Annotated in this window: 14 protein-coding genes; 8 read left to right on the top strand and 6 right to left on the bottom strand. The window is 71.5% G+C overall.

Features of this window, described 5'->3' with window-relative positions:
- Positions 1-305 (bottom strand): PHP domain-containing protein (locus tag EWH70_RS33990; protein ID WP_130479704.1); only part of this gene is annotated, 305 nt, incomplete at its 3' end.
- A 155-nt stretch (positions 306-460) separates the two neighbouring features.
- Here EWH70_RS33990 and EWH70_RS33985 point away from each other — a divergent pair.
- The 6 genes from EWH70_RS33985 (at position 461) to EWH70_RS33960 (ending at position 5,798) form a co-directional block, all read left to right on the top strand.
- Positions 461-1,390, top strand: coding sequence for a LysR family transcriptional regulator (locus EWH70_RS33985; protein WP_130479694.1), 930 nt, complete (start codon positions 461-463; stop codon positions 1,388-1,390).
- Positions 1,391-1,422: 32 nt separating this feature from the next.
- On the top strand, positions 1,423-2,097 hold the full coding sequence (locus EWH70_RS33980) for a Clp protease N-terminal domain-containing protein (RefSeq protein ID WP_130479693.1): 675 nt from the start codon (positions 1,423-1,425) through the stop codon (positions 2,095-2,097).
- Positions 2,094-3,023, top strand: a complete 930-nt coding sequence (locus tag EWH70_RS33975) for an asparaginase (RefSeq protein ID WP_130479692.1) — start codon at positions 2,094-2,096, stop codon at positions 3,021-3,023. Before EWH70_RS33980 ends, EWH70_RS33975 begins: the two co-directional genes overlap by 4 nt.
- A gap of 95 nt (positions 3,024-3,118) precedes the next feature.
- Positions 3,119-4,360, top strand: a complete 1,242-nt coding sequence (locus tag EWH70_RS33970; RefSeq protein WP_130479691.1) for an MFS transporter — start codon at positions 3,119-3,121, stop codon at positions 4,358-4,360.
- 27 nt (positions 4,361-4,387) lie between these two features.
- Positions 4,388-5,389: a hypothetical protein gene (locus tag EWH70_RS33965; RefSeq protein WP_130479690.1), complete on the top strand. Its 1,002-nt coding sequence runs from the start codon at positions 4,388-4,390 to the stop codon at positions 5,387-5,389.
- A gap of 4 nt (positions 5,390-5,393) precedes the next feature.
- On the top strand, positions 5,394-5,798 hold the full coding sequence (locus tag EWH70_RS33960) for an NlpC/P60 family protein (protein ID WP_165436533.1): 405 nt from the start codon (positions 5,394-5,396) through the stop codon (positions 5,796-5,798).
- Here the strand turns inward: EWH70_RS33960 and EWH70_RS33955 are convergent.
- On the bottom strand, positions 5,773-6,330 hold the full coding sequence (locus EWH70_RS33955; RefSeq protein ID WP_165436532.1) for a dihydrofolate reductase family protein: 558 nt from the start codon (positions 6,328-6,330) through the stop codon (positions 5,773-5,775). The genes EWH70_RS33960 and EWH70_RS33955 overlap by 26 nt on opposite strands.
- An 82-nt stretch (positions 6,331-6,412) precedes the next feature.
- On the opposite strand from EWH70_RS33955, the gene EWH70_RS33950 reads away from it, so the two are divergent.
- Positions 6,413-6,988, top strand: coding sequence for a helix-turn-helix domain-containing protein (locus EWH70_RS33950; protein WP_130479688.1), 576 nt, complete (start codon positions 6,413-6,415; stop codon positions 6,986-6,988).
- Here the strand turns inward: EWH70_RS33950 and EWH70_RS33945 are convergent.
- The gene (locus EWH70_RS33945; RefSeq protein ID WP_130479687.1) at positions 6,985-7,536 is read right to left on the bottom strand and encodes a copper resistance CopC family protein; all 552 of its coding nucleotides are present in this window, start codon (positions 7,534-7,536) and stop codon (positions 6,985-6,987) included. The two genes, EWH70_RS33950 and EWH70_RS33945, sit on opposite strands and share 4 nt — an antisense overlap.
- A 17-nt stretch (positions 7,537-7,553) precedes the next feature.
- Between EWH70_RS33945 and EWH70_RS33940 the strand changes: the two genes are divergently transcribed.
- Positions 7,554-8,219 carry a response regulator gene (locus EWH70_RS33940; protein ID WP_130479686.1) on the top strand — a complete coding sequence of 222 codons (666 nt, stop codon included), beginning with the start codon at positions 7,554-7,556 and terminating at the stop codon, positions 8,217-8,219.
- A 73-nt stretch (positions 8,220-8,292) separates the two neighbouring features.
- On the opposite strand, the gene EWH70_RS33935 is transcribed toward EWH70_RS33940, so the two are convergent.
- From EWH70_RS33935 to EWH70_RS33925, 3 genes are all read right to left on the bottom strand, one after another.
- A complete protein-coding gene (locus EWH70_RS33935) occupies positions 8,293-9,486 on the bottom strand; it encodes a class I SAM-dependent methyltransferase (protein WP_130479685.1) in 1,194 nt (397 codons plus the stop codon).
- A gap of 165 nt (positions 9,487-9,651) precedes the next feature.
- Positions 9,652-10,617 carry a class I SAM-dependent methyltransferase gene (locus EWH70_RS33930; protein WP_130479684.1) on the bottom strand — a complete coding sequence of 322 codons (966 nt, stop codon included), beginning with the start codon at positions 10,615-10,617 and terminating at the stop codon, positions 9,652-9,654.
- Positions 10,614-11,393 carry an enoyl-CoA hydratase/isomerase family protein gene (locus EWH70_RS33925; protein WP_130479683.1) on the bottom strand — a complete coding sequence of 260 codons (780 nt, stop codon included), beginning with the start codon at positions 11,391-11,393 and terminating at the stop codon, positions 10,614-10,616. The genes EWH70_RS33930 and EWH70_RS33925 overlap by 4 nt, the downstream gene beginning before the upstream one ends.
- Positions 11,394-11,432 lie beyond the last annotated feature (39 nt).

The raw sequence follows: 11,432 nt of genomic DNA, 5'->3' as shown, positions 1-11,432 counted from the left end.
GTGAACAGATTCCGCAACCCCGTCGCATTCTCCGCCAGCATCGTCATATGCGTATACGCACCACCACCGGAGACGTCCCCGCCCTGCTGCGACTGTCCCCAGAACACCGGCTTCTTGTGAAACCGCGACTCCGGCGCGATATACGCCTCAATCCCGATAATCGGCTTCAACCCGGCCTTACGAGACTGCTGATAGAACTCGTCAGCCCCATACATGTTGCCGTGGTCGGTCATCCCCACCGCGGGCATCTCCAGCCGCGCCGCCTCAGCGAACAACGGAGCGATCTTCGCCGCACCATCCAGCATCGAGTACTCGGTGTGCACATGCAGGTGGACGAAGGACACCGGTCACTCCTGATCGTTGTAGGGTTCGGCGGGCTCGCGCATTCGACCCGAGTCGTGACGGTGGTGTCCAACAACCGACACGCCGACGCGACAACCGGCAGTTGTCAGAGGTGGCCATGGAACTTGACCTGGGCGCGGTGCGTGCGTTCGTCGCCGTCGCCGACGACCGGCACTTCGGCGAGGCGGCCGTGCGGCTGGGGATGAGCCAGCAGGCCGTGTCGAAGCGGGTGGCGAAGCTGGAGGCCGACCTCGGCACCGCGGTGTTGCACCGGACACCCGGCGGCACCGTGCTCACCGCGGCGGGCGAGACGTTCCTGCCGCACGCACGAGCGATGCTGGGCCTGGCCGATCAGGCGGTGGCTGCCGTCCGCGGACGGCAGCACGCACTGCGCGTCGACGTGATGGCCACCCGGGTCGGCCCGGTCGATCTGATCCGCGCGTTCCACTCGTCGACCGGCGTGGACGTCGAGGTCGTCACGTCATTCGGGCTGCGAGCCGCCCGCACCACGCTCGTCGACAGACAGGTCGACGCGGCCTTCGCCAGGGTGATCGGCGAACTGGACGACCGAATCGAGCACACGCCCGCCTACACCGACGCACTGCATCTGCTGGTGAGCAGGCGGCACCGGCTGGCGGGCAGGCGCCGGGTGCGCGCGGCCGAGCTGGCCGGGCTGGTCTCGTGGATGCCCGGCAACCTGCCCGGCACCGAGTGGGCGGACTTCTACGACGAGCTGTCGGCCGAGTTCGGTGTGCGGATCGACGTGTCCGGACCGAACTTCGGCTTCGACCGGCTGCTCGACCGGCTCAGCGGGACAACCGACCTGGTCAGCTTCGCCGGTGAGAAGACCCGGGTGCCGTGGCATCCGGACATCGCGCGGATCCCGGTCGTCGACCCGGCTCCCGCCTACGCCTACTCGCTGCTGTGGAACCGCGGCAACCACCATCCCGGGCTGGCCGCCCTCGTCGGCTACGTCCGCGACGGGTTCGAGCCCTGCGGTCCGGAGATCTGGCTGCCCGCGAGCGACCGCCCGACATTCTGCCGTTGACCATACCCCCTCATGGGGTTACCTTAGGGGTTATGCCGAAAATCAACGTGTACCTGCCGGACGAGCTGGCCGAGAGCGTCCGGGAGACGGGGGTGCCGGTGTCGGCCATCTGCCAGCGCGCCCTCGAACAGTCGGTGCGGCGGGTGACCGCGATCCGCGCCGCGACGTTCGGCGAGCTGGGCGAGGACCCAACGGCGTCGCTGACGCACTTCACCGAGCGCACCCGGACGGTACTGCGGACGGCCATCGAGCGGGCCCGGTCGGAGATCGGCACCGAGCACCTGCTCGCCGCGCTGCTGGACGAGGGCACGAACCTGGCACTGCACGTCCTGCGGGCCGTCGAGATCGAGCCGGACCTGGTCGCCCGCAAGCTCGAGCCGGAGATGGGAGACGATGGCCCCAGGCGGTTCGACCAGCACGCCGCCGCGGCGCTGGAACTGGCCGTGACCGAGGCCCTTTCGCTGGGGCACAACTACGTCGGCTGCGAGCATCTGCTGCTCGGGCTGCTGGCCGAGCCGGACGGCCGGGCGGGCATGGTGCTGCGGGCACTGGGGGCGGACCTGCGCAGCGTTCGCCGGGCGGTCGTCGCCGCGCTGAGCGGGTACGTCCACCTGCGTGCTCAGCAGGCCGACCCGATCGCCGCCGTCGTCCGGGAGGAGCTGAAGCCGATCATCGAGCGGATCGAGCGGCTGGAGCAGCAGGCGTGACCGGACCCGTACTGCTGCTGGCCACCGGGGACGCGATCGCCTACCGCCAGCACTCAGGCCGCGACGAGGTCGTCGACGGAGCCGCCCTGCTGAAGCTGGCACTGGACGCCGAGCCACGGTTGTCCACTGTGGACGTCGTGGTGGAGGACCTTTCCGCCGAGCCCGGCTGGGACGTCTCGACCGCCACGCAGCTGGCACTGGCGCGGCGGTGCCGCGACGCACTGGCCGAGGGGTTCGGCGCCGTGGTCGTCACCGGTGGCGTCGACACCCTGGCCGAGACGGCGTACCTGGCCGGGTTGCACGCGGACGGGCCGCTGGTGTTCACCGGTTCGTCCCGGTGCCTGGACGAACCGGGCAGCGAAGGTCCCGGCAACCTGGTGGCGGCGTTGCTCGCTGCGGGACACGCGCCTGGAGCCGTGGTGTGTTCCGGCGGCGAGTTGCACGCCGCCCGCTGGGCGCGGCTGACCGCCGAGGCCGGGTTCACCTCCGCGCCGCACGGCCCGGTCGGCCGCGTCCGGGACGGTCGCGTGGTGCCGACCGGGGTCGCGTCACCGCCCGCGACACCGCGTGTCCCGGAGGAACCGGCGGCCGATGTGGCGTTGCTGAGCGTCTACCCGGACATGCCGGCGACCCTGCTGACCGCGGCGGCCGACGCCGGCGCGCGGGGCATCGTGCTCGCCGGAACGGGAGCGGGCAACGTCCCGGTCGAGCTGTTCGCCACCATCGGCGAGCTGCTGGAGTGGGACATCCCGGTGGTGGTCACCGCCGCCGTGCCGGGGCGGCAACCCTGCGGGACCGGGCTGGTGTACCGGCTCGGCGCGATCAGCGCCCGCGACCTGCCCCCGCCGCAGGCCCGCAGCGCGCTGATGGTCGCGCTCGGCGGCGGTGGTGTGGCGGCCGTCCGCGAGTGGTTCAGCCGGCTCTGACGGCCCGCTCGGCGACGATCAGCAGCGCGAAGAACTTGAGTCAAGTTAACTCAAGTTTATTGCTTTTGGCTTGTCAATCAGGCCACCATGGCCAGGTGACGTTCTGGGGACTGTTACGGCACCGCGACTTCCGCCACCTCTGGGCCGCCGACGCGCTGAGCCAGGTGGGCAGCAAGATCAGCGTGCTCGCCGTACCGCTGCTGGCCGTGACCGAACTGAACGCCTCGGCATTCGAAGTGGCACTGGTTCGCATCGCCGAGACAGCCGGCTACCTGCTGCTAGGCCTGCAGGCGGGCGCCTGGTGTGCACGCAGACGTAGCCGGCCGGTGCTGGTCGCCGCCGACCTGGGCAGGACAGTCGCGCTCGCGTCAATTCCGCTTGCCGCGTTGTTCGACGTGCTCACCCTCGCCCACCTGCTCGCCGTGGTGGCCGTGTCGGGCGTGCTCACTGTCGCGTTCGAGGTCAGCGCGACCACCTACCTGCCCGCCGTGGTCGGCCGGGACCGGCTCATCGAAGGCAACTCCCTGCTGCAGCTCAACCGCTCGGCGGCGGCCGTCGCCGGACCAGGACTGGCCGGCTACCTCGTGCAGTGGTTCACCGCACCGCTCGCGTTACTGGTGGATTCGCTCACCTACCTGTGGTCGGCACTGTGGCTGGGAACGATCCGCCGAAGCGAGGCCCGTCCAGAACGGACGGGAGACACCGGTATCCGCGCCGACGTGGCCGACGGGCTGCGGTTCGTCGTGCGGCATCCGCTGCTGCGCGCGACCGCGGCTTACGGGGCGAGCCGTTCGCTGACCCAGGCCATCCACATGGCGGTCGTCGTGGTGTTCCTGGTACGAGACGTCGGGTTGTCCCCCGGCGTGATCGGGCTGCTCGGCACCGTCGGCCTCACCGGCGCACTGCTCGCGGCCGCGGTCACCCGCCGGCTCGGCGACCGCGTGGGTACGGCCCGGCTGCTGTGGCTGATGGCGCTGATCAGCGGACTCGCGTTCCTGCTCTACCCGCTGACCACCCCGGGGTGGGGACTGGTGTGTTACGTCGTCGCGACGTTCGTCGGCAGCTTCGGTGTGATCGTGACCAGCATCCTGGAGGTGAGCTTCCAGCAGCAGTTGTGCCCCGATCACATGCTGGCCAGGGTTAACGCCACGATGCGGGTGGCCATCTGGGGTGCCATCCCCGTCGGCAGTCTGCTCGGCGGTGTGCTCGCCGAGTTCGCCGGAACGAGAGCGACGCTGTGGGTGGCGTCCGGCGGTGTGCTGCTGTCGGCCGCGTTCCTCCTGCTGTCACCGCTCGCGCGGCTCCGCGATCTTCCCACCGAACAGGCCCGGGTGTGATCGACAGAGCGGCGGGTATCCGGGGGCGTGAGCGAACTGACGGCAACCCGCCGGGTGACCCGCCTGGCACCCGTGGCCGGACTCTTCCTGCTGGCCCCGTTCTGCGCCGAGCTGCTGAGCCAGTACCAGGGGCCGATCACCGATCCCCTCAAGGCACTACTCGGCCTGCTGCTGACCGCCCCGCTGTACGGCACGGCCGCGCTGCTGATCCGGGAGATCACCCGGCGCACGGGCCGGGGCTGGCCGACGATCCTCGCGCTCGGCGCGGCGTTCGGGCTGATCCAGGCCGGCCTCATCGACCAGATGCTGTTCAACCACTCGGCCTTCGGCGGTGGCCCGTACTGGCAGGAACTGCCGACCTTCGTGCCGGGCCTCGGCCTCGACGTCAGCCAGCTGCTGGTGTTCGTCGGTGGCCACATGGTGGTGAGCTTCGCGGCCCCGATCGCCGTCGTCGAGGCGTGCGTGCCGGACCGGGCGGACGAACCGTGGCTGGGCCGCGCCGGGCTCACCGTCGTCACCGTGCTCTACCTCGCCGGGGCCGCGTACTACCTGTACGAGCTGGTCATCAAGCCCGGTTTCCACGCCACCGCCTGGCAACTGCTCGCCACCGCGGCCGCGGTCGTCCTGCTCGGCGCCGCCGGTCTGCTCACCACCAGGCTGACGGCCGCGCCGGACGGCCGGGCGCCGAAACCGGTCATCGTCGCCTGCGCCACGGCCATCGGCCTGCTCGGGCACATCCTGCTGCGTGAGCCCGGCCCCGGCGGCTGGGCCTGGCCCGGTGTCACGTTGTCGGTCGTGGTGCTGGCCGCGCTCGGCGCCCTCCTGCTCCACTGGTCGCTGCGGCCCGGCTGGTCGTCCGCGCACGTCCTCGCGGCGGCGAGCCCCGCCCTGCTGGTGTACGCACTCGTCGCGTTCGCCCTGCCCGCCGACGAGTCGGCGGTGCTGAAGTACACGTCGAACGCCATCACGCTGCTGGCCGTGCTCGGATTGATCCTGTTCGCCTACCGCCGGGCCCGGATGGCAACCTGACCGGGTGCCGGAGTTCAGCCTGCCGCCGGAGTTCCACGACGTCCGCTACGCCGGCGCACGTCATCCTGGCTCGGCACGCGGGCTCGCGGGCGGCGCCAACTGCCAGCTCTACGCCTACGCCGTACTCGCCCACCACGGGCTCACCGTGCCGCCGGTGCGGTCGAGCGAGCTGTGGGCCGACACCGTCCACACCGTGCGGGTGAGCACCCCGCGACCGCTGGACCTGCTGCTGTTCAACGCCGACGACCGCGCGTTCGGCGCACACGTGGGGGTCTGGGCAGGCCCGGACCAGGTGCTGCACCTGTGTGCCGAGGTCGGGCGGCCGGCGGTCTGGAGCCTGGCGGAGTTCGCCGCCCGGCCCCGCTACCGCGTCCTGGTCGGGATCAAGCGGGCACGTAACGCAGGATGACCACGCCGGACTTCGCGAACGTCGTCGAATCCACCAGTGACAGCCTCACGCCGGGCGGCAGCGGCGGACGGCCGTCGCCGAGCACCACCGGGAACACGATCAGCCGGATCTCGTCGACCAGCCCGAGTTCGACGAACCGCGCGGTGGTCGACGGGCCGGCGAACACCGCGAGATCGCGCCCTGGCTGCCGCTTCAGCCCGGCCACCTCGGCGGCCAGGTCGTCGCCGACCCTGACCGCCGGCGTCCAGTCCAGTGCCAGCCCCGGATCGCCGGACACGACGTACTTCGGCAGCTTGTTCATCGGCCCGGCCTGCACGGCGAGCTCACCCGGCTCGCTCCCGGCGCGCGGCCAGAACCCGGCCAGCTCCTGATAGGCCCTCCGGCCGAAGAACATGCCGTCGATGGTCGTCAGCATCTCGCTGAAGTACCGCTCCAGCTCGACGTCGCCGGTGTCGCTCCAGTCCAGCTCGCCGCCCGGGCCGCACGCGTAGCCGTCGAGGGTCACCTGAATCGAAAGGAAGAGTTTGCGCATACGGGACAGACCGGCACACGGCGGGCAACTCATCGCGGTTCCCGCATTTGACAACCCGTGTTGCCGAAAGTGGAATGGACGTATGCCCACATCGCTGCGCGAGGTACTCGACGGCGTCGGCCCGCGGCTGCGGCACATCCGCGACCGCCACGGCAAGATGACCCTGACCGAGCTGTCCGAGGCCACCGGGATCTCGAAGAGCACGCTGTCCCGGCTGGAGTCCGGTCAGCGCAAACCCAGCCTGGAGCTGCTGCTGCCGATCGCGCAGGCCTTCGGCGTCCCGCTCGACGAGCTGATCGACGCGCCGCCGGTCGGCGATCCCCGGGTACGAGTGAAACCGTTGCGGCGCAACGGAATGACGATCCTGCCGCTGACCGCCCAGCCGGGCAGGCTGCAGGCGTACAAGATGGTCATCCCGCCGCGCGGCGAGCCCGACCCGCGGGTACACGAGGGCTACGAGTGGATGTACGTGTTGTCCGGACGGCTGCGGCTGGTCCTGGGCGAGCACGACGTCGTGCTGCGGCAGGGCGAGGCCGCCGAGTTCGACACCCGCACCCCGCACTGGTTCGGGCCCGCCGACGACCAGCCGGTCGAGATCCTCAGCCTGTTCGGCAAGCAGGGCGAGCAGATGCACATCCGCGCCAGGACGAAGAGCTAACCGCGACGCCTGAGCAGCCGCAGGGCGACGACCACGGCCACCACGACGAGCGCGACGCCGCCGACGATCCACGGCCAGGCCGGTGACCCAGTGTCGGTGGCGGGCGCCTGCGCCGCCGGGGCCGGGCTGGGCGGCGGTGGCGGTGTGGCGGGGGCGCTCGCCGGAGCCGGGACCGGAGCGGCCGCCGGGACCGTCAGGGTGAACCGGATGATGCCGTCCACCTCGTGCCCATCGGCGGCCGTGACCACGTACTTCGCCTGGTACAGCCCGGCCGGGCCGCTCGGCGTGACCGGCGCGATCACCTCGGTCCCGGCGAAGCCGAGCTCGCCGACCTGCCAGGCCGAGCCGTCCGGCCCGGTGACGGTGATCGACGCCCCGCCGGACTGGACCTGTCCGCTGAACTTGAGCTTGAGCTGCGTGGGTGCCTTGTCGAGCGCCGCGCCCTCGGCGGGATCGCTGCCTGCCAGGGTGGTGTGTGCCGCCGCGGTGCCGGCCAGCGCCGGCAACGCGAGGAAACCGAGTGCGAGTGCCGCCACGATCCGCCTCATGCGGGCACAATACCGGCGTGATCCGAGTTCTGGTGGCCGACGACCAGGCCCTCCTGCGCGGCAGCTTCCGCATGCTCGTCGACAGCGCGCCCGGGCTGACGGTGGTCGGCGAGGCCGCCACCGGCGCCGAGGCCGTCGAGCTCGCCGGCACGCTGTCCCCGGACCTGGTGCTGATGGACGTGCGCATGCCCGAGATGGACGGCATCGAGGCCACCCGGCGCATCTGCGGCGACCCGGCGACGGCGGGCGTGCGGGTCCTCATCCTCACCACGTTCGACCTCGACTCCTACGTCTACTCGGCACTGCGGGCCGGTGCCAGCGGGTTCCTGCTCAAGGACACCCCGCCCCGCGAGCTGCTCGCCGCCGTCGAGGTCGTCGCGGGCGGCGAGGCGCTGCTGTCGCCGAGGATCACCCGCAGGCTGATCGAGGAGTTCGCCAGCCGTCCCGAACCGGCGAACCGCCCTGCCGCCGACCTGGCGGGCGTCACCGAACGCGAACGCGAGGTGCTCACGCTGATCGCCCGCGGGCTGTCCAACGCCGAACTGGCCGAGCAGCTGCACCTGAGCCCGGCCACGGTGAAGACCCACATCGGCAGGCTGCTGGCCAAGCTGCACGCGCGGGACCGGGCCCAGCTGGTGATCGCCGCCTATGAAGCCGGCCTGGTCACCCCCAGTAGGCGCTGACCAGGCCGGGTCTCATCACCAGTCCCTGGCGGACATGCGGATCACCCCCTTCCACCGGCGAAGGGGGCCGACATTAGATCGACGTGCTGAAGTAATCCTTCAGTTCGGCTCGACAGAGGTAGGCCATGGGCGAGCGGCCCACCCTGGTCAGCACGACGGTCGCCGGCGTCGCGCCCCGCGGCTTGAGCCGCCTGCGCAACGCGTCCGGGTCGACGTCGACGCCGCGCACCAGGATCTCCAGGCTGCCGACGTCGTGTGCCCGCAGCGTCGCCCGCAGCGACTTCTCCCGGTACGGGCCGTGGTCGAGCACGCGGAACGCCCGCACACCGGGCGGTGGCGTGTCCCCGGTCAGGTAGGCGATCCGCTCGTCGAGCTGCCACAGCCCGTGGCGCGCGCCGTAGTGCCGCACCAGGCCGGCACGCACGACGGCGCCGTCCGGATCGACGATCCACTGCCCCACGTCTGCGACCGGCACGTCGTCGGGCTCGGCGTCGGTGAGTGTCCACCCGGTGCCGCCGGAACGCAGCACGCTGGCCCGGCGGCGCGCGGTGGCCAGCTCACCGGTCCACAGGCACGCCTCCCGCACCTGCCCGTCCAGCGAGACCAGCTCGACCTCGTCGGCCCACGGCGCCGTCTCCCGGAAGTCCAGGCCGGGTGCACACTTCACGGCCAGCGGACGGCCCGCGTAGGCCTCCGCGAGACCGTCCAGCGGGGGCGCGAAGTCGGCAGGCCGCCAGGTCCGCCTGCCCGCCGAGTCGCGGCGGGCCGGGTCCGCGACGACCACCGTGTCCCTGCTGACCGGGGCCAGGGCGTCGGCCCGCACCAGGGCCGGCGCGACGCCGGCCTCGGCGCAGTTGTGGGCCGCCATGGCAAGCCGCACCGGGTCGAGGTCCGATCCGGCGCACCGCGCCGCCACGGCGGCCAGCTCGACCAGGTCGGCGCCCACCGAGCAGGTGACGTCGTGCACGTCCCGCCCGGCCAGCCGGGCCGCGCGGTGCCGCGCCACCGCCGTCGCACTGGCCTGCTGCAACGCGTCGCCGGTGAACAGCCAGCCACCCGCCGAGTCCAGTTTGGACTCGGCTTTGCGGCGCAGCAGCACCGTTTCCAGCACCGCGGCGAACCGCTCGCCCGCCGCGGAACGCGCGGCCGTCACGTCGGCGATCCGGCTCGCCGGGGTCAGCGGCAGTTCCGCGCACGCCGCCACCGCGGCCTGCCCCACCGCCGAACGAAGGAACGCGACGTCGACCGCGGTGAAGGCGTACGGCACCGTTAGTGTCCTGAGTCAGAAATACGCTGTGCGCCTCGACGGCCCAGCTTCCCGCCGACGGCGTTGCCGGACCGCCCGAGTACGGTCCAGTACGAGGGCGATCCGGCGCCTTGCCGGCGGAAACCTGGATCCGCCGATCCGCGCAGCAACTCCTGACTCACGACACTACTGTCCCGGCTTCGTCCCGGTGATCATGACGTTGTAGAACAGCTCCCTTGGCAGGATCCTGGCCAGCAGCTTGCGGTCCACAGCGGACAGTCGCAGCCAGAGGTGGTAGGCGAACAGGCGCCAGCGCACGGTCAGCTTCTCCTGCGGTACCGCGGCCTCGAACGTACGGATCGGCCAGCCGGCCAGGGCCGCGGCGAACTCCTCGGTCACCGCCTTGACACCGGTCGCGCCCGCGGCACGTGCGGTGCGTTCCAGCTCGGACGGGTCGAAGGTGTGCAGGTCGACGACGGCCTCCAGCGCCGCCGCCCGCGACGACTCGTCCAGTTCCGCCTGCGGCCGCCGCCACGCACGCAACGCGGGCAGCTTGGTGACGTTGGTGGTCAGCCACCAGGTGAGCTGCCCAAGCCTGCGGGCGTAGAAGTCGCCGATCTTCGTCGGCTCGCCGGCGAAGACGAACCGCCCGCCCGGCTTGAGCACCCGCAGCACCTCGCCGAACGCGGCCCGCACGTCCGGGATGTGGTGCAGCACGGCGTGCCCGACGACGAGGTCGAAGCTGTTGTCCGGGTACGGGATGCGCTCCGCGTCGGCGACCCTGCCGTCCACGTCGAGCCCGAGCTGCTCGGCGTTGCGCAGCGCGACCTGGACCATGCCCGGCGACAGGTCGGTGACCGAGCCCTTCTTGATCACGCCGCCCTGCATCAGGTTCAGCAGGAAGAAGCCGGTGCCGCTGCCCAGTTCCATGGCCGTCGGGTACGGCTGCTCGGTGTCCCCCGCGACGGCGTTGAACACGTCGGTGGCGTAGGAGATGCAGCGCTCGTCGTAGGAGATCGACCACTTCTCGTCGTAGGTGCCCGCCTCCCAGTCGTGGTAGAGGACGTTGGCGAGCTTGGGGTCGTCGAACGCCGCACGCACCTCGTCGGCGGTGGGGTGGGGGTGCGGAGCGGGGTCCGCCACGTCGCTCACTTCCCCTCGAAGGTGGCCTTGCCGGGGCCGTTCTCGATGAACGACCGCATGCCGCTGCGCTGGTCCTCGGTGGCCCAGAGCCCGGTGAACAGCTGGGTCTCCAGCTTGAGGCCGTTGGCGAGGTCGAGGTCGAGGCCACCGTCGATGGCCGCCTTCGCGGCGCGGAGTGCGACGGCCGGGCCGTTGGCGAACTGCGCGGCCCACTTGTGCGCGGCCGAGTACACGTCGTCGGGTGCCACCACCTCGTCGAGGATGCCCAGTGCCAGCGCCTCGTCGGCCTTGACGAACCGTCCGGTGTAGACGAGGTCCTTCGCCTTGCTCGGGCCGATCAGCCGCGCCAGCCGCTGCGTCCCGCCCGCGCCGGGAATGATGCCGAGCTGGATCTCCGGCTGGCCCACCTTGACGTTGTCGCCCGCGACCCTGCGGTCGGCGGTGAGGGCCAGTTCGAGGCCGCCGCCCAGCGCGTAGCCGGTGATGGCCGCGACCGTGGGCTTCGGGATGCCTGCCAGCAGGCTGAGCGAGTTGGTCAGCGCCGTGCCGAAGCGGAGCATCTCCGCGTAGGACCGGGTGGCCATCTCCTTGATGTCGGCGCCGCCCGCGAACGTCTTCTCGCCGCCGTAGATGATCACCGCGCGGACGTCGTCGCGGTCGGTCGCCTCCCTGGCCGCGTCCGCCAGTTCGCTCTGGACCTGGTTGTTCAGGGCGTTGACCGGGGGCCGGTCCAGCCGGATGGTGCCGACGCCGCCGTCGACCTCGAGGCTGACGAACTCTCCCACGCGATCCTCCTCCAACTCATCGGTGTCCAGCAGGTTACC

This window comes from Amycolatopsis suaedae, assembly GCF_004214935.1.
GTDB lineage: Bacteria > Actinomycetota > Actinomycetes > Mycobacteriales > Pseudonocardiaceae > Amycolatopsis > Amycolatopsis suaedae.
This window is presented reverse-complemented; position numbering and strand designations above follow the sequence as displayed.